Origin of the sequence: Bacteroides xylanisolvens XB1A (assembly GCF_000210075.1) — a bacterium.
GTDB classification, from domain to species: domain Bacteria; phylum Bacteroidota; class Bacteroidia; order Bacteroidales; family Bacteroidaceae; genus Bacteroides; species Bacteroides xylanisolvens.
The window spans coordinates 3,166,212-3,185,921 of the sequence record NC_021017.1 but is presented as its reverse complement, the minus strand read 5'-3'; the positions used below and the strand labels follow the sequence as shown (position 1 = coordinate 3,185,921).

The following is a 19,710-nucleotide window of genomic DNA, read 5'->3' as shown; positions in this document are numbered from 1 at the left end:
ACACCGTATTGGGCATATATATTCACCATGTTAGCCATATATATCCGCCGTGCTGGATATATATGCCCACCAACCAAGTAATTTATCATCAAAAGTACACGAATGAAAAAAGAAATATCCATAGTAAAAATGCTCTCCGTCATGTTCGGATTCTTCGTTATGGGATTTGTTGACATTGTCGGAATAACCACGAGCTATGTGAAGAATGATTTCAGCCATCTCACCGATACGATGGTTAATCTCATCTCTCTATCCTGTTTCTTGTGGTTCCTGGTGCTTTCTATTCCCACCGGAATGTTAATGAATCGCATCGGACGCAAGAAAACCGTATTACTTAGCTTCGCATTCCATGTATTAGCTATGTGCCTTCCACTCGTTGCATATGACTTTACCGCCATATTAATCGCATTTGCCTTGATAGGTATCGGTAACACTCTATTGCAAGTTTCACTCAACCCATTAGTAACGGATGTCGTTGCAAACGATAAGTTGACAGGTACATTAACCCTAGGACAATTTGTCAAAGCAGTCAGTTCATTCCTGGGTCCTATCCTGGCAGCTTGGGTGACTGGTAGTTTTTTCGGATGGAAAATGATATTCCCCGTTTATGCCGGACTGTCACTGCTCGCTTTGATATGGCTATGGCTTACCCCTATACAAGAAAAACAACAGGAACGGAAGAACATTTCTTTCAAAGTCACTCTTGAATTATTCAAAGACAAATACATTCTTGCTTTCTTTATCGGTATTCTCGTGCTGGTAGGTGTAGACGTAGGTATCAATATGACTTTCCCTAAATTCCTGATGGAACGTTGTGATCTACCACTGACAGATGCAGGAATGGGAAATAGTGTGTATTTCTTCGCCCGCACTGTAGGAGCCTTTTTGGGTGGTATCCTACTGATGAAATATTCAGAAAGTAAATTCTATATTTATAGCGTCTGGATAGCTCTCGCAGGATTGATACTGATGACCATTAGCACTAATCTCTGGTTTATCCTCGGATGTGTAGCAGTTTTCGGGATAGGATATGCCAATCTGTTTTCCATCATCTTCTCTCTGTCTTTGAAACGTGTTCCCGAGAAAGCGAACGAAGTATCTGCACTTCTTATCGTCGGTGTATCTGGCGGTGCCGTCCTCCCGCCTATTTTAGGAGTAATTACCGATTCATTCCACAGTCAGTTATCTGCAATCATAGTACTTGCCATTGTATGGTGCTATCTGATCGGAATAATGAGAAAAATAAAAACCACATAAACCTATATTCTAATGAAACATTTCAAGAAAATCGAATCGAAATTCCTGTTCTCATTACTGATTATGAGTGTGTGGAGCATCATAGCCGTGGGTCAGACGACGGCTAAAATCTCCAAATACATTCCTGAAATCGAAAAATGGATTCAGAAACAATTCGCTAAAGGAAAAACACCTCCGTTCTCGTTTATATGTGACGGGAAACCTTCCGCAGAATTTATCCGCCAATGGGACTATTCCCAGCAAAAGATAGAATCCGAAGAAGCGGATGTGATAAAGTATCTCTTTACCTACTACAATCCTACCAACGGACTGAAAGTAGAATGTACCGTAAAAGGCTATCCCAGTTATCAGGCTGCCGAATGGGTATTGAACTTCACCAACAAAGGTACGAGCAACTCTCCCACTCTGGAACAAGTGAAAGTAGTGGACCTTGCCATGCAATACGCTTCTAAAGGAGAATTCAAGTTACACTATGCAGACGGAAACCATATCTCCAAATATGATTTCCATCCACGTTCGGTTACTCTGGCAACGGGTGAAACCAAACAGATGTCTCCACAAGGAGGACGCTCTTCAGAAGGGGACTATCTTCCTTTCTTCAACATTGAATCACCTGCCGGACAGGGAGTCATATTAGGAGTAGGCTGGTCGGGCACCTGGTATGCAGATGTATGCGCACAAGATAATCGTACAATATCCATGGCTTCGGGAATGAAAACCATGAAATTATACTTACGTCCACAGGAAACAATTCGTACCCCAAGTATCAGTCTGATGTTTTGGGAAAATATCGACCGGATGGCAGGACACAATAAATTCCGCCGTTTTGTCCTGGCACACAAGTCACGGAAAATCAACGGAAAATTTGCCGAATATCCTCTTTCCAGCGGATTCAACTATCGGGACCCCGCACCTTGTACGGAATACTCATGCCTGACAGCCGATTATGCCATTGCCATGGTGAAACGTTACATACAGTTCGGATTGAAGCCCGAAGTATTCTGGCTGGATGCCGGATGGAACACCGATGCTGCAGACTTCGAACATGGCAAGACCTGGGCCAACACAGCCGGTAACTGGACTGTAGATACATTGCGCTTCCCCAAAGGACTTCGTCCTGTAGCCGACGAAATACACAAAGTAGGAGCTAAATTCATGGTCTGGTTCGAACCCGAGCGTGTCATCCGTGGTACCCAATGGGCAGTAGAACACCCCGACTGGATGCTCGACATTCCCGAACACAACAATGACACCTACCTACTGTTCGATCTGGGAAATCCGGAAGCCTGCCACTGGATGAGTAAATATATAGGCGATATGCTCGAAGAAAACAGCATAGACTATTACCGTCAGGATTTCAATATGCAGCCGGATATCTACTGGGCAGCCAACGATGAGCCCGGACGTACAGGAATGAAAGAGATACGACACATCGAAGGACTATACTACTTCTGGGATTATCTGCTGAGCCGATTCCCGAACCTGCTCATAGACAACTGTGCCAGTGGGGGACGACGTATTGACTGGGAAACAATCGGCCGAAGCGCACCACTATGGAGGAGTGATTATTATCATTACGACGATCCGGACGGCTACCAATGTCACACGTATGGCCTGAATTTCTTCCTACCTTTACATGGAACAGGTAGTTTACAGACCGATCCGTATTCTTTCCGCTCAAGCGTCAGCACAGCTTTGATTTATAACTGGAAAATAACCGATAAAAATGCCTCCGTTTACGAAATGCAACGTTGTCTGAAAGAATTCCACGAAATCAGACCTTACTATTACGAAGATTATTACCCACTGACGGGTACAGAAGACATGACGCGGGATAATATCTGGCTAGCCTATCAAATGCATCGTCCGTCGGACGACAGTGGTATTATCGTTGCTTTCCGCAGAACCGCCTCCAAAGACAAAAAAATCACCGTCAGACTTTCAGGAGTGGATCCGGAAAAATACTATACAGTGACAGACATGGATAGCCGACAGAGCAAAATCTATCAGGGAAAAGAACTGACCAGTCAGTTGCCACTGATCCTCGAAAAGCCACATAGTTCCTTATTACTAAAATATAAAGTTACCAACGAAAAACCGAATAAAGAATGAAAAAAAGAATACTATATTATCTATTCATTCTGCTTCTGTTCCCTCATAATGGAACAGGACAGACGGTAGCCCGCATGAGCGACCGCCCGGTAAACACCAGCCAATGGATAACCACCCACTTTGCCCGCGGTGTGGTCCCTCCTTTCTCTTTCGAATATGGAGGTAAACCTTCACAGGAATTTATCAAAAGCTGGTCTTATACGGCTACGCGTCAGAAAAGTGACGATCCCAAGGTTCTGAAATACCTTTATACTTATCGTGAACCATCCGGAGGATTAAAAGTCGAATGTGAAGTGAAAGGCTTTACCGACTTCAATACGGTGGAATGGGTACTCCGTTTCACCAACCAGGGAAAGAAAAATACGCCGGAGATTGCCAACATAAAAGTGTCTGATATCACATTCCGCTACCAGCATCCGGGAGCATTCAACCTTCATCATTCCGAAGGCAGCCATGCATCCAAATCAGATTTCAGCCAGCAACTTACAATCTTGTCTCCGGGTGATAATCTTTATATGAGACCGGAAGGTGGACGCTCTTCACAAATGCGTATGCCATTCTTCAATATTGAATCTCCGGCTAATCAAGGAGTTATCGTAGCCATCGGATGGACAGGAACCTGGTTTGCCGATGTGCGCTGTGCAGACCAGCAAAGCGTAGCGCTTACCTCCGGAATTGAACGTTTGAAAACCTATCTGTATCCGGAAGAGAGCATCCGCACTTCCAGTGTATGCCTGTCATTCTGGAACGGTTCCGACCGGATGAAAGGACACAACCAGTTCCGCCGTTTCGTGCAAGCCCACCACACTTGGAAAGTAGGTGGTAAACCGACCGTATATCCAATATCGACCAGTTTCAACTACGGTGATCCTACTCCCTGTAATGAATATACCTGCCTGACTACAGATTATGCCATTGCTATGGTGAAACGGTATGAACAATTCAAATTAGTACCCGAAGTATTCTGGCTGGATGCCGGATGGTACAATCACTCTGCAGATGTAGCCAATCATAAGAATTGGGCGAACACCGTAGGAAACTGGACCGTCGACTCTATTCGTTTCCCCGAAGGATTACGCCCCATCGCCGACGAAGTGCATAGAGTTGGTTCCAAGTTCATGGTATGGTTTGAACCGGAGCGTGTTATGAAAGGCTCAGCTTGGGCACTGCAACACCCTCAATGGATGTTGGATGCCAGAGGAAAAGCCAAACAGGAAGACTGGACAAAAGATGGTGAGCACGACTCTTATCTATTCAATCTCGGAAATCCGGAGGCATGTCGATGGATGAGTAAATATATCGGAGACTTCCTCGAAGAAAATGGCATAGACTACTACCGCCAGGATTTCAATATAGAGCCGGAAGGTTTCTGGGCTGCCAATGATGAACCTGGCAGACAAGGTATCTGCGAAATCCGATACATTGAAGGACTTTATTCTTTCTGGGAATATCTGCTGAACCGCTTTCCGGGCTTGCTGGTTGATAATTGTGCCAGTGGCGGACGCCGTATTGACCTCGAAAGTATCTCACGCAGTGCACCGATGTGGAGAACAGATTACAGTTATGGAGAACCAATCGGCTATCAATGCCATACTTACGGATTGAACTTATACCTTCCCCTGCATGGTACAGGAACTGTGAGTGCCGATAAATTCACTTTCCGTTCCAGCCTCGGAACCTCTATTATCTACAACTGGAAAATAACCGAAGCTGGACAATCCATCTATGATATGCGCGACCGCCAGGCAGAGTTCAAAGAACTCCGCCCCTATTTCTATGAAGATTACTATCCGTTGAGTGGAATAAACAACATTACTTCGGAAAATATCTGGCTAGCATACCAACTTTATCGTCCGTCGGATGACAGCGGATACATCGTAGCTTTCCGCCGCAAAGACAATCCGGACAAGAGCTATACTGTCAATTTATCAGGGCTACACCCTGACCACACTTATATACTCACCAATAAAGATACAGGAGAAGCTATAAAGAAAACCGGTAAAGAACTGGCTAACGGCTTCACGCTGACACTGGATAACCCGCAAAGTAGTCTGATAATCAAATACCAAAGTTCAACAACTGCCATACAGAAACTTTCTGTAGGAAAGAAAACCGGTGTAAAGCTCCGTGCTATAGGTGCAGAACTAGATCCCCACTTTCTCTCACAAAATGTGACCCGCAATGATGGAGCTAAAGCTGAAGACTGGGATCGCATCGTTGTGAAACGTGTCAAAGAAATGGGACTGCAAAGCTTACGGGTGATGGTGATGCCACAATGGTATGAGCCAAAGAATGACAATCCGGATGCATCCAAAATCGACTGGCATAATTTCACTTTCAACTCTGTAGAAATGCAATCACTCTACAAAGTATTGGATATGGCACAAGAACAGAAAATGGAAGTCACCCTTGTACTTTGGGGAGCCCCTCCGGGACATTTCCTGACCGAAGGGAATTATGGTAACTGGGTAGTAGCCCCGACTAACTATGAAGAATGGAGCGAAAACTTTTCCGCACTTGTACAACACCTGCTCAACAACAAAAAATACACGTGCGTCAAAGAGATTACTCCGATCAACGAACCAGATTGGTCATATATCATCAAAGGTAAAGCTGCTCCCACCGCCGACTATATTGAAATGTGTAAAGTACTCGACAGACGTTTCAAAGAGGATGGAATAAGAAATAAAGTACATTTCAGCCTTTCTGACAATTCAGACGGAGGTACAGGAACGCATAAATATCTGGCAGCCTGCACGAAAGGACTGGCGAACGTTGCTGACGTATTCAACTCCCACACCTATATCTTCGGCTACGAAACTCCGAACTCCACAATTCTGGATTGGGAAAAACAAAACTCTCAATTGGCCTCTTCAGTTGGGAAAGCCCATTTCATCGGTGAATTCGGAGGTAATCAATGCGTAGGTGCCACCAGACAAAAAGATATCGACTTGTATGAACGAGGAGTACTCATGACACGCATAGCCATCAATCTACTCAATGCAGGAGCAAGCGGTGTTAGCTATTGGAGCCTGATAGACCAATACTATGGTAAGGATGCAGACTACGGAGCAATGCAGCAACTGGGTTTATGGAAGTATGTAAAGAAAACATACGCTTCGGAACCATACTACAACGATATCAAAAGTGATTACGAGGTACGCCCACAGTACTATGCCTATTCTCTGTTGACACGTTTCATACGCCCGGGAGCTGAAATCTATCCGATAGCAACACCGGAAGAATGGTATGCAGGAACTGCTGTTCGAAACACAAATGGCAAATGGGTATATGTTTTCGCCAATGGAATGGACCAGGAGAAAGCAATAAGCCTCATCAACCAACATACGCAAACCAAAGGGAATTATCAGGTTTACCGTTATATCAAAGACGGTTTACCTACCACAGACCAAATGTTGGCTCCGGACGCCCAGCCTCTCAAAGTGAACGATAAAATTCTATGTTTACTTCCGGCTCATTCTGTGATCGTCTTAAAACAAGAATAACTATGTACTCTATTTATTCATTAAACAAATAGTATTTATGAAAACACATTTCTACATTTTATTAATGCTTGGAATGGTATTCCTTTTGGGATGTGAAGACGAAAAGTTAGGCACAGACCTAGGAGTAACCAATGTAGTGCTTCCGGATATTTCGGAAGAATCCCTGGGCACAGAGATTACCATTCAGGGAAATGGCTTTATCGACTGTGATGTACTGGCTCTTTCTCCCCTTTCAGGAGGAACCGAACAGCCCATCTACATGGAAACCAGAGAAGTACAATCCGATCATATCACGGTACTTTACCCCTCTACGGCCACCAAAGATTCTTATGGACTTGTATTGGTACGCGGTAGCAAAATGCGAACATTAGGCGTCATCAACAGTACTGTTGGAGTTATGCCCGACGAAAACCTGCGTAATGCCTTGTCTGCTCTTTTCCCTGATATATTTAAAGGAGAAAAGATATCTTCCAGTGCTAAATATGTCACTTTCACTGATGGCACACTAAATATCAGCGATAAAAATATCACTTCTCTGGAGGGACTCGAATATTTCAGCAACATTCGGAAACTGATCTGCAACAATAATGATATCAGTGAAATTCCTGCAGAAGTACTATCCAGACTGTCTGAACTGACTGCACAAAACACTGGTCTGACCAAACTGGAACTAGCCACTTCGGAACAGCCGAACACGACATTGGTATCTCTCAACATAGATGGAAGTACCAAACTAGAATCTGTCGACCTGTATTATTGTTATAACATTGAGAAGTTCTCTGCTCTAAACTGTAAACTGGTATATCTGGATGTACGCAATTACCACAGTATCTATGGCGGATGTCTGAACTACAACAGCACAGACTTCAAATTTACTTTCAGCGATGACGCAAGTAAAGAACGACTCCTGAAAATGGAATCCTGGTGGATGGACTCATACTACAGCAATAGCGGTTCTATCGTAGATGCCATCAATAATGGAGTGACAGTGGAAGGGTACGACTGGATGCACGACTATCCCGATGGAAACAACAACTATTATTACAGTTACGGAAAATATCAGAAGACAATGAAAAAGTACGGAGAAATTCCTGATATCAATCTGCGAAACGCACTCAAAGCATTGGTTCCGGATGTATTCGATGGAGATAAAGTTCTGACAGTGGCTGCTCTGAATACTGAATACTTCAGGAATAACAGACCCTTGATCTTAGCAATAAGGGAATCACTAATCTGGAAGGACTACAATACTTCTGCGGATACAAAAACCTCATTCTGGATGGAAATAATCTGGGAGAAATCGATCTTAGTAAATACGCAATCAGTACCAGCTACACGGCAGGTCCGGTAGATGAGAAAGGAATTCAGACTTTCAGTGCCAAGAATGCAGGATTAACCAAATTCATTTCTGGCGATCAGTATATGATAACCTCTATAGATGTGAGCAACAATCCGGGATTAGCATATCTGGATATAAACCGGTGCAAATCCATCACATCACTAAATGCATCCGGTTGTCCGCTCACTTATGTTGATCTGCGTAATCTGGCAGGTACTTATTCCGTACTAGGTTACTCCGGTGGAGCTGTAGATGCCTCAAAAGTTCAGTTCTCATTTACCGACAGCTCTTCAACTCAAAGGAAGCTACTAGTAGAAGAATGGTGGATGGATAGCCCATGGAATGGCACAAGCCCATGTATTACCGCAAAGAATCAAGGTGTCCGGATAGAACGCTATGAATACATAGGATACGACAAGGATAAAATGTTGAGTTCATTTAATTAGACAGAAAACAATCTTAAACGTTATAGTTATGAAAAAAAGTTATTGGCTATACAAAATGTGCCTGTTGCTTGGGTTGGGAATCTGTATTCCCGTTACAGGAAATGCATCGGATATCGGAGATGCTACCCTGACACAGCAACAGTCTAAAATAACAGCCTCTGGAGTCGTCGTAGACGAGTCCGGTGAAAGCCTGATCGGAGCTTCCGTCATAGAAAAAGGAGCAGCAACGAATGGTACTATTACAGACATAGACGGTCGTTTCTCTTTATCGGTTGCCCCCAACGCTATACTGGAAATCAGTTATGTAGGTTATCAAAAGCAGGACATTCCTGCTAAAAAAGACATGCGTATCATCATGCATCCGGACGTAGCGAACCTGGAGGAAGTTGTAGTGGTAGCTTACGGTACCCAGAAAAAGGTTTCTGTCATCGGTTCCGTAGCTTCCATTGATCGAAAAGATTTGATGAAATCCTCATCGCCCAACCTAAGTTCCGCTTTATCCGGAAAACTCCCAGGATTGACAACTATCCAGACCTCCGGTGAACCGGGACGTGACGAAGTCACCATGTTCCTGCGTGGTGCTGCCACTACAAACGGAACAAACCCATTAATTATGGTAGATGGAGTAGCTGTAGACGATATGCGATCTATCGACCCGAACGAGATTGCTAATATCTCCGTATTGAAAGATGCTTCCGCAACAGCAGTATTCGGAGTACGTGGTGCCAACGGAGTGATAATGATTACCACTCGTAGAGGTGAAAAAGGAACTGCCCGTATCAGTGCCAATGTAGAATTCAGCATGCAGGAAATCGCTTTCAAGCCCGAACGTCTGGATTCATGGGACTGGGTCAGACTTCGCAATGAAGCACTCGTGAACGACGGAAATTCCGCTGAATTCCTCGGGCCGGACATTGATAAGTTCGACTCATGGAAAACAGGTAATCCTGTAGACCCGGATTTTTATCCGAATAATAACTGGCAAGATATCTTGTTCAGAGATTATGCTCCCATGACCAGAGCCAACATGAACGTTTCGGGAGGTTCGGACAAACTTCAATACTTTGTAAGTGCAGGCTATCTGCATCAGGGAGGTATGTTCAACGTAGAACCTAAATCCAGGTTGGGATACAATGCCCAGTCTTCATTAGACCGCTACAACTTCCGCTCAAATATCGACTACAAAGTCAATAAGTCGGTAAAGATTAACTTAAACGCTTCCTCTTATCTGGAACGGATCAACGGAACTTCCGCAAGTATGTCAAGTGTATTCAACAGCGCTTTGACCTCACGCCCTACTTCCATGTATCTCACCCCGGAAGGTGCATACGCTACTGATGCTATACGTACTTTCCCTATTGGTGCCGGATTATCCGTAGAAGATCCCGCCAACAATTCATTGAGTGCATATCCGCTAATCAACCGTTCGGGCTATCAACTGGAAACCAGATCGGGAATCAATGTTATCGGAGGAGTAGAAATAGATTTGGGATTTATCACTAAAGGGCTCTCTGTCAAAGGCCAGGTATCTTTCGACTCCAAAGGATTTGGGAAAACAATCGGAAAACGTTCCTATACCTGGTATACGTATCAGACATTAGCTTCAGGAGAGCATTTGTTTATCAATCGCCATCCTAGCCTGGAGGACGAAGACGGCCCGATTGAACTCACAAAGTCTTCCGAATCTTATTGGGTTATGAACTTACAGGGACAAATCAACTATAACCAGACCTTCGCCGGAAAGCATAATGTCACTGCTATGTTTCTAGCTCAACGGGACATCAAAGAATCCAAAGAAACATCCGGTGACCTACTGCTTCCTTACAACGTCATCGGTATTGCCGGACGTGCAACTTATGACTATGACAGACGTTATTTTGCAGAGGTCAACGTAGGTTATAACGGCTCTGAACAATTTTCACCGGACAAACGATTTGGTCTCTTCCCGGCTGCCTCTTTCGGTTGGCTGATTACTAATGAGGGCTTCCTTCAGGATAATCCGGTTTTGACCAATCTGAAGTTAAGAGCTTCTTGGGGAAAAGTTGGTAACGACGCCTTCGGTTCAGCCCGTTTCCTTTATCTGGATAATATCAGTCAATATTCCGTAGTCACCGACAGTAAAGGAGATCATTGGTTATCCCCAAGCTTGGGATATGCTTCCAATGGTTCCGGTTGGGGACAAGGTTACAAGATAGCCGAAAACTACATAGGAAACAAAAGCATCACATGGGAAACAGCTGAAAAACAGAATTATGGTATAGACATATCCTTGTATCATGATCTTTCCTTCTCATTTGACTACTTTGTTGAAAAAAGAAAAAATATTCTGATTATCCCGCAGACTACTCCTATGATTCAAGGTCTTCCCTCATCCGCTCTTCCACTGATGAACGATGGTGAAGTAAAGAATCAGGGATTCGAAATGGTCCTCGGATATCAGAAACAATTCAAAAACGGGCTATCTGTTTCTGCTAATGCAAACTTCAGTTATGCCAAAAACAAAGTATTGGAATATGACGAGCCACTATTAGGTAAGGATTATGCTTATCGCACCCGCACCACCGGCTTCTCATTAGGACAAAACTGGGGATATATCATCGACCACAGCTATGATCCTGAAAAAGGGCGTGACGGCACAGGATTCTTCTATAGCGACGAGAGTATTGCCAAGAGCGGACTGACTTATGAAGGTGTAGGAACACCGGAACCCGGAGACTTTATTTATAAAGATCTCAACGGAGACGGTGTCATCAATGACCGTGACAAGGCTCCCATTGGCTATTCCTCCCTATTGCCTCGCATCAACTACGGTTTCTCTTTATCTGCCAACTGGAAAGGATTCGATGTTTCTATCATGTTGCAGGGAGTAGGCCAATACAGCAAGACTTATTCAGGAGCCGGTATTTATGAAAGCAGCGGCAACTTTTACAAGATGCACATGGAACGTTGGAGCGAAGAACGCTATAATAATCACGAAAAGATTACGTATCCTCGTCTGTCCAGCAGTGGCGGCCCGAGCTTGCAGCCCAACGACTTCTTTATCATGGATGCCTCATATATACGTCTGAAAAATGCAGAAGTAGGATATACATTACCGGAAAGCATCAGCAAGAAAATCGGTGCTTCCAATGTACGTTTCTATTTAAGTGGTAACAACTTGTATACATGGACTCACCTGAAGACTGACAGCTTCGATCCCGAACAAAACAGTCCGGCAGCCTATCCAACAATGCGTACGTACAATGTAGGTTTAAATATTACATTTTAACGGCTAAAACAAAACCGATATGAAAAAAAGATTGATTTATATATGCATGTTTGCTTCCTTGCTCACATTCAGTTCTTGTAATGAAGCGTTGGATGTAGCTCCCGACGGAAGATTATCACTGGACGAAGTATTCCAAGATCCCGATCTGACTAAAGCTTATTTCAGTACTTGCTTTGACTATCTGCCTAAAAAGAGTTTACGATATCATTTCTGGAGCAACTATCCCGTAGCACTTAGTGATGAAGCGTGGGATTGCACGGATGGTTCCGGTGCCGGCTTTGCACATGCCGCATCCGGCAACTGTACCACCACCGACTTCTATCTCGACGTTCGCAGAGATATGGGTGACACCTACTCAGAAGGAGGATACTGGCAGTTATACTGGGGGCAAATCCGTATTATCAACACATTCCTCCAACGGGCAGCCACCGCCGCCATACCAAGAGAAAGCGACCGTGACCGTTGGGTAGCAGAGGCTCATGTACTCCGTGCTTATTTCTATATGGAGTTACTGAAATGGTATGGTCCTGTGCCTATTGAGAAAGAGCCATACGGTTTAGACTATGATTATTCAACTCTATCACGTCCTACTTTCGAAGACTGTGCCCGATTCATTGTAGATGATTGCGAAATAGCTTTGCAATCCAGCAACCTCCCTTGGCGACTGACAACACTCAACGAGAAGATCAGAATGACCAAAGGTATCGCAATGGCTATCCGTTCCGAAGCATGTCTATTCGCAGCCAGCACTTACAACAATGGCGGCAAAGATCTTTGGGAATGGGCTTACACAATCAACAAAGACTGTCTGGAACAGCTGAAAGCCAATGGATATGAATTGTATACTAAATGTGCGGATACTGAAAAGTACTATAACAATGCTTATATGGAGTACTTTACGCTCAATAACTATATCGGAACAGATCCCAGTGATAAAGAAACAATCTGGCAAAGTACCGAAGGCTATTGGCCCGACCCATACACCAATCCTTTGTATGACGTTATCGGAGCTCCGGTATTGGGAAACGCTCAATTAACTATTGTTCCTTCCCAAGAATTAGTAGACGCCTATGATATGCTAGCAACAGGAAAGCCTGTACTGGATTTATCGAAACCTTATAACGATGAGAAGCATCTGTCACCTAATTATAACCCTAATAGCGGTTATGACCCAGCCAACCCTTATAAGGGACGTGATCCTCGTTTCCAGGCTACAATTTTTTATAATAACAGTCCTGTGCTGTTAGGAAAGGAACCGGCAGTAGTAGAAACGTACGTGGGAGGAAATAGCGAAATCCGTACAAGTGGAAATACGAATACACGTACCGGTTATTATTGGAGAAAAAGAATGGTAAACGGTAACTGTAAGGCAGCCGGAGTGGCTGGATATGATGGCCGTTTCCGTTTTTACCGATTAGGCAAAATTTATCTGAATGCCGCCGAAGCCGCTATTGAAAGCGGACACCTTACCGAAGGCCTGGAATGGATCAATGAAATCCGTCATCGCGCAGGTTTTGATCCTTCGGTTGATCTGTCGACAAACGACAAGAACGAAGCTCGTTTATTGGTACGCCACGAACGCCAGATAGAGCTGGCTTGTGAAGAAGACAGATATTTCGATATCCGCCGTTGGACACCCGCCAATGAGAATATGGAAAATGAGAAGTTTACCACAGGTATGAGAATCACCAAAAATGGAAACTCATTCTCTTATGAAAGAATCAATCTAGGAACAGACGGCAGCAAACCGAGCAAAATGAGTTATGAAAAGAAATGGCACGTATATCCTATCCCTGCCAATGAAGCAGCCGTATTGGAAGGCACGACAGGACAGACGTGGCAAAATGCAGGATGGTAATCATAAAACAGAATGTATATGAAAAACAGAATAATCACACTTTTGTGCATCGTATGCCTGTTCACAGGCAATGAAGTATGCCGGGCACAAGTGCAAGAAGTTATATCCGGTGTGGTGCGGAATGAGAGCAACGAACCTTTAGACGGCGCAATCATTTCTGTCCCGGACAATCCCGAATACACCACAAGCAGTGATAAAGACGGAAAATTCATCATGGAGATTCCGTCGGGAGCCAGTATGGTCATTTGTAAGATTCCGGGATATCGGAACCAGACAATGAAATTCACTCTGAATAAACCGGTAGAGTTTTGTCTGATATCAGACATCGCCGGTCAGGATACATCTCTCGAAGTAGCCATGCTGCAGAAAGAGAGAAAAGGAGGTTATACAGGAGCAATCTCTACCGTTCAGGGAGAAGAGTTAGTTAAAACACCTAATAGCGGATTTTCAGCTACGCTGACCGGACGCTTGGCAGGATTGACTTCTATCCAATCCACCAGCACACCAGCCGATGATGCAACAACGATGTATATACGTGGTCTGAATTCCATAAACGGTAATTCACCTTTGGTTGTACTCGATGGAATTCCGGCTCCATTATTCGATATGAATACACTCGATGCCAACACTGTAGAATCTGTCAGTATTCTGAAAGATGCCGCAGCTAAAGCATTATATGGTCCGCGAGCTTCTTCCGGAGTAATTCTTATTACTACAAAAAGAGGCGAAATAGGACGTACTAAAGTAAATGTGAACATGGACTTCTCCATACAACAGGCTACCCAGCGTCCTAAAATAGTAAGTACCGGTGAATACGCACAAATGCGTAACCAGGCCTTACTCAATGACGGTGGCACTCCACTCTATTCTTTATATGAAATAGCCGGGTTTACAGATGGAACTATGCCGGGACACGACTGGTATGACACTTTTATGAATGATGCAGCCAGTATGCAACGTTACAACGTAAATATCAGCGGAGGTAACAACCGGGTTAAATACCTTGTTAATGCCGGTTATCTTCACCAAAACAGCCTGATTGATGCAGAGAAGAATGATAATTATAATCCTGCACTCAAATTGCATCGCTTCAACATTTTAGCTAATGTGGACGTCACTCTGCATCGTTATCTAAACTGTTTCCTTAACACAAATGTCACTATCGACCGGATGAATCAAGGATACAACGGGACAGGAGATATCATGAATTCGATCTATCAGATGGCCCCCACCGTACCTGGACCTATCACCGAAGACGGAAAAGTGATTACTGCAGAATACAATGAATATCCTACTTACGGACTTATCAACCGCTCCGGATATAGCCATCAAACAGGTATCAATCTGAACGTCGCTTATGGAATGAATCTGGATCTGGGATTCCTGACTAAAGGATTGAGCGTAAAAGGAATAGTAGGTTATGAAGCAAACTATGACGGAACAATCTATGGTTCTACTGACTACGCACGTTATGCAGCCAATGGCAGCGGACTTTTCGGTACTCACACCACTCTTCCTCTAAGTTTAAGTAAGACCGCTAATATGCGCTACTTTATCAACTTCCAAGGATTCATCAACTATAATCGTATTTTTGGAGGCAAACATGAAGTAGATGCATTTGTCAGCTATTTCAATGAGAATATGATGAAAAACGGTGATCTCCCATACGATCGTTTGTCATTAATGGGACATGTGAAATACGGCTATGATTCACGGTACTATATACAGGGAGACTTTACCTATGATGGCACAGAACAGTTCAAACCAGGTAACCGTTTTAAATTCTTCCCGACAGTATCTGCCGCTTGGGTGGTATCCAACGAAAGTTTCCTGAAAGACACAGATTGGTTGTCCTTCCTCAAAATACGCGCATCTGCCGGCTGGCTGGGTAATGACCAGATATCTGACACCCGTTTCCTGTATGCTACAGATGTACGTTATAAAGATGCAGGTTACTTACTAAGCAACTACTATGGCTTTCATACTGTAGAAGGTATGCAAGGTAATCCGTATATCCATTATGAAGAATCTTTCCAGCAAAATTACGGAATAGATGTTACCTTATTCAACTCACTAGGTATCACATTTGATTATTGGAACGTGAAACAGACCCAAATGGCTATCCAAAATAACAGTGTATCTTCTGCACAAGGTATCGCCAGTGAAAATCTGCCATTTGAAAATCTGGGTAAGATGAACAACAAAGGATTTGATCTTGAACTATCTTATATCAAGAATCTGAAATGTGGATTAAGAATGACTATCAGAGGGAATATGGGATACAATAAAAATGAAGTAACTGACATAAAAGAGTTGAACCGTACCGCCAGCGGATATTACTATCCATATCGTAAAACCGGCTATTCTGCAGGACAACAGTTCGGATATCTGATTGACTATTCCAACGGAAACGGCTACTATAATAGCCAGGAGGAAATAGATAAAAGCGGTCTGCGATTCTCTGGTGCTTCTCCGCGCCCAGGTGATTTCATTTACAAAGACTTAAATAACGACGGAAATATAGATGAGCGTGACCAGGCACCGATGGACAAAGCCCAGACACTACCTACACTTTCTTATGGTGGTTCTATTCAACTGGAATACAAAAACTTTGACTTGTATGTTCAGTTACAAGGTGTATCAGGTACAGCAGCCTATTACAGTGGATGCGGTATCTTCGATAATGCTTACCAAGGAGTGTACACAGACCTGCACCGTAATGCCTGGACAGCAGATCGCTATGCGGCAAATGAAAAAATCAGCTATCCGGCTTTGACCACAGGAAGCTCTTCAAGTCTCCAATCGAATGAATTCTTCTATTCCAAAAATAACTATATGAGATTGAAGAATGTAGTATTAGGTTATACACTTCCTAAACGTTGGAGCAGTAAGCTGAAACTGGAGAAAATGAGATTCTATATCAGCGGAGCCAATTTGTTGACCACCTCATCTCTCAAGTTCGATAATCTGGACCCGGAACAATATTCCTACTCTGTATACCCCATTTACAGAACATTTAACATAGGACTTAACCTGAATTTCTAAAGACTGAAGTTATGAAAATAAATAAAATCATATCAGGAGTATTCTCCTTGCTCATATTATCCTCATTCATAGGATGTACTGAAATTGAAGATCATCCGGACGGCCGTACGGATTACAGCGATTTGTTTACCACGAACCGTAAAACGTATACTTATATGAATCAATGTTATGGATGGATTCTGAATTACGGAATGAACTATAACTATACCATGCTAGCTGGTTGTACGGATGAAGCCAAAGATTCCTGGGAACTACAGAACGGAGTTACCCGCAAATGGAATGAAGGACAATTATCTCCCTTCAGCAATCCGCTGGAGGGCATCGAAGGAAATCCGGAAAACTACAATTATTATTATCAAGGGATTCGTGCCTGCAACATCTTTCTTGCCAATATCCCTACTGCCAGTGTCTACTCGGAAGATATACGTAACAGTTTCAAGGCACAGGTACTTACATTACGCGCTTTCTATTATCTTCAATTGGTGAAACGTTATGGAGGTGTTCCCATCATAACAACTCCCGACTACGATTATACCAAGGTTAAAAGAGGTACATTTGGCGAGTGTGCCCGCCAAATATTAGCTGATTGTCAGGCTGCTATTGATATTCCCACTGTTGAAGAATGGGGATGGCGTTCCTTAGATAAGGAGAATTACCGTCACGTTATGACAAAAGCCATCTGTGCAGCCATCCGTTCACAGATATCACTCTATGCAGCCAGTCCTCTGTACAATGACGGAACAATCACTTGGACAGAAGCCGCAGAAATTACTAAAAAGTCTCTGGATGACTGTCTGGCGAACAATTATGAACTTTATAAGAAACAGCCGAATGCTACAGCTGGTTATTCTCCTTATGATGTGTATTTCTATTCGCGCACTGACTTGCCGGTAGTTAATGACAAAGAAACCATTATGGAAGTTGGACAAATGTATATGTGGAATTATGCTGGCCTGCCAACTACCGACGGCCAGACAGATGCCGGTGCGTGTCCGTCGCAAGAGCTACTTGATGCCTATGAAGTTGTGAACGGTGACATGACAGAATCTTATCCTCTGCTCAATTTAGAGAGCCCTTATCTAGATGCCAATCATCTGCAGCCTAACTTGAATTCGGCTGTTGAAGGTCTCTACAATCGAGCCAAACCGTATGAGAACCGTGATCCGCGTCTTAAAGCTTCTATTTATTACGATGGTTCCAAACTAAACCTGGAAACCGGTGCACTACTCTCAACCAAGACAGGAGGAAACTGTGCACTTGATCCCAGTAACGCACGTTACACCTGTACCGGCTATTATACGCGTAAGTTCTCACATTATAAATCCGGACGTTCCGGCAATCTGGATGGTTACTTCAAAGAGTTCCGCCTGGCTGAATTATATTTGAATTATGCAGAGGCAGCTAATGAAGCATCTACTACCGGAACTGTACCCAATGATGCCGTAGACGCAGTCAATGCAGTACGTTCCAGAGTAGGTATGCCAGGCATTCCTTACGGATTATCCTGTGATCAATTTCGTCTGCGAATCAGGAACGAAAGACGCGTAGAACTTGCTTTTGAAGAACACCGTTTCTTTGATGTACGCCGTTGGAAGATGCTGGATCAAACAGATAAAGTAATTACCGGAATGAAGGCAAACTCAGATGGAAGTTACTCCCGTTTTGTAGTAGATAATAACCGAAAAGCATATAGTGAAAAATTCCTATTATATCCAATACCGGGTGACGAAGCGATCCGGTTACAGAATGCTTCAGGAACTAACTGTCAGAATCCGGGCTGGTAATCAAATCTAAAAAATACAGATTATGCAAAAGTGGTTATTAACTATTATTATTGCCATACTTCCTGTTATCACTGCATGTTCTAAAACCGATACGGAAGTATCTGTACCGGAAGAAGAAACAGGAAAGAAAACAGAGATTAAGTTCCTTCAACTCAACTTATGGGTGGAGTGTACCAAGGTGGAGCATGCTCCGGAATATCTGATAGAACAGATTGCTACCCTACAGCCAGACATTGCTACATTTTGCGAATTATATAAAGGTCCACAAGACGATCCCGTGATGCCTAAACTAATGCAAGGGCTTAAAGATAAGGGACTCATCTATTACGATGCACGAATAGACGGAAGAGCGGTCATATCAAAATATCCGATCAAAGAGACAGAACGCATCAACAAATGGATGTTCAAAGCGATTCTGGATGTCAATGGGAAACGAGTGGCCGTTTACCCGGCACATTCAGAGTATCGTTACTACACCTGTTACTATCCCCGGGGATACAATGACGGTAGCGTTAATTGGGATAAACTTCCGGCTCCTATCACTGATGTAAACAAGATACTTGCTGTCTGCGAAGAATCAGACCGTATAGAATCCGCCCAAGCTTTTATCAACAACGCTGCCAAAGAGCTAGAGCAAGGAGCACTCGTATTTTTTGCCGGAGATCTGAATGAGCCTTCTTATCTGGATTGGCAGGCCGATACAAAAGATCTATTCGATCATCGCGGATGTATCGTCAATTGGGGAACTTCCAAATTGTTGGTTCAACGGGGATATAAAGATGCCTACCGGGTAATTCATCCCGATCCGGTGAAATGTCCGGGATTCACTTTTCCAGCAGACAATAAATCAGTCATTCCAGAGAATCTCTCATGGGCACCGGAGGCAGATGAACGCGAACGAATTGATTTCGTTTACTATTATCCAAATAAAAATCTACAAATAAAAAGTGCCCAGATAGTAGGTCCAACAGGCTCTATTGTACGCGGACAAAGAATAGAAGAACAAACCAAAGATCCAATCATTCCGCCCGTAAACAATCAGTGGCCAAGCGATCATAAAGGAGTGCTGATTACGTTTTATATCAAAGAGTAATT

The 19,710-nt window shown here is 43.6% G+C and carries 10 protein-coding genes; all 10 read left to right on the top strand.

Annotation, left to right across the window (positions count from 1 at the left end; genetic code table 11):
- The first annotated feature begins 102 nt into the window (after positions 1-102).
- The 10 genes from BXY_RS12525 (at position 103) to BXY_RS12485 (ending at position 19,708) form a co-directional block, all read left to right on the top strand.
- Positions 103-1,257 carry an MFS transporter gene (locus BXY_RS12525; RefSeq protein ID WP_008649023.1) on the top strand — a complete coding sequence of 385 codons (1,155 nt, stop codon included), beginning with the start codon at positions 103-105 and terminating at the stop codon, positions 1,255-1,257.
- 12 nt (positions 1,258-1,269) lie between these two features.
- The gene (locus tag BXY_RS12520; RefSeq protein WP_015532090.1) at positions 1,270-3,369 is read left to right on the top strand and encodes a glycoside hydrolase family 36 protein; all 2,100 of its coding nucleotides are present in this window, start codon (positions 1,270-1,272) and stop codon (positions 3,367-3,369) included.
- Positions 3,366-6,875: an alpha-galactosidase gene (locus BXY_RS12515; RefSeq protein ID WP_015532089.1), complete on the top strand. Its 3,510-nt coding sequence runs from the start codon at positions 3,366-3,368 to the stop codon at positions 6,873-6,875. The genes BXY_RS12520 and BXY_RS12515 overlap by 4 nt, the downstream gene beginning before the upstream one ends.
- A 37-nt stretch (positions 6,876-6,912) precedes the next feature.
- The gene (locus BXY_RS12510; RefSeq protein WP_243442491.1) at positions 6,913-8,226 is read left to right on the top strand and encodes a leucine-rich repeat domain-containing protein; all 1,314 of its coding nucleotides are present in this window, start codon (positions 6,913-6,915) and stop codon (positions 8,224-8,226) included.
- 71 nt (positions 8,227-8,297) lie between these two features.
- Entirely contained in the window at positions 8,298-8,660 is a 363-nt protein-coding gene (locus tag BXY_RS23585) for a hypothetical protein (protein ID WP_015532087.1), read from the top strand.
- A gap of 28 nt (positions 8,661-8,688) precedes the next feature.
- The gene (locus tag BXY_RS12505; RefSeq protein ID WP_008776109.1) at positions 8,689-11,928 is read left to right on the top strand and encodes a SusC/RagA family TonB-linked outer membrane protein; all 3,240 of its coding nucleotides are present in this window, start codon (positions 8,689-8,691) and stop codon (positions 11,926-11,928) included.
- A gap of 19 nt (positions 11,929-11,947) precedes the next feature.
- The gene (locus tag BXY_RS12500; RefSeq protein ID WP_004310363.1) at positions 11,948-13,786 is read left to right on the top strand and encodes a RagB/SusD family nutrient uptake outer membrane protein; all 1,839 of its coding nucleotides are present in this window, start codon (positions 11,948-11,950) and stop codon (positions 13,784-13,786) included.
- A gap of 12 nt (positions 13,787-13,798) precedes the next feature.
- Positions 13,799-16,831 carry a SusC/RagA family TonB-linked outer membrane protein gene (locus BXY_RS12495; RefSeq protein WP_015532086.1) on the top strand — a complete coding sequence of 1,011 codons (3,033 nt, stop codon included), beginning with the start codon at positions 13,799-13,801 and terminating at the stop codon, positions 16,829-16,831.
- 11 nt (positions 16,832-16,842) lie between these two features.
- Positions 16,843-18,615, top strand: coding sequence for a RagB/SusD family nutrient uptake outer membrane protein (locus BXY_RS12490; protein ID WP_004310361.1), 1,773 nt, complete (start codon positions 16,843-16,845; stop codon positions 18,613-18,615).
- A gap of 22 nt (positions 18,616-18,637) precedes the next feature.
- Positions 18,638-19,708 (top strand): endonuclease/exonuclease/phosphatase family protein, encoded by a 1,071-nt coding sequence (locus BXY_RS12485; protein WP_004310360.1) that lies wholly within the window; start codon positions 18,638-18,640, stop codon positions 19,706-19,708.
- Positions 19,709-19,710: the final 2 nt, after the last annotated feature.

Bases quoted from the DNA above. Each gene is read 5' to 3' on its own strand.
- BXY_RS12525 (WP_008649023.1), top strand. From the start codon at position 103: ATGAAAAAAGAAATATCCATAGTAAAAATGCTCTCCGTCATGTTCGGA.
- BXY_RS12520 (WP_015532090.1), top strand. From the start codon at position 1,270: ATGAAACATTTCAAGAAAATCGAATCGAAATTCCTGTTCTCATTACTG.
- BXY_RS12515 (WP_015532089.1), top strand. From the start codon at position 3,366: ATGAAAAAAAGAATACTATATTATCTATTCATTCTGCTTCTGTTCCCT.
- BXY_RS12510 (WP_243442491.1), top strand. From the start codon at position 6,913: ATGAAAACACATTTCTACATTTTATTAATGCTTGGAATGGTATTCCTT.
- BXY_RS23585 (WP_015532087.1), top strand. From the start codon at position 8,298: ATGATAACCTCTATAGATGTGAGCAACAATCCGGGATTAGCATATCTG.
- BXY_RS12505 (WP_008776109.1), top strand. From the start codon at position 8,689: ATGAAAAAAAGTTATTGGCTATACAAAATGTGCCTGTTGCTTGGGTTG.
- BXY_RS12500 (WP_004310363.1), top strand. From the start codon at position 11,948: ATGAAAAAAAGATTGATTTATATATGCATGTTTGCTTCCTTGCTCACA.
- BXY_RS12495 (WP_015532086.1), top strand. From the start codon at position 13,799: ATGTATATGAAAAACAGAATAATCACACTTTTGTGCATCGTATGCCTG.
- BXY_RS12490 (WP_004310361.1), top strand. From the start codon at position 16,843: ATGAAAATAAATAAAATCATATCAGGAGTATTCTCCTTGCTCATATTA.
- BXY_RS12485 (WP_004310360.1), top strand. From the start codon at position 18,638: ATGCAAAAGTGGTTATTAACTATTATTATTGCCATACTTCCTGTTATC.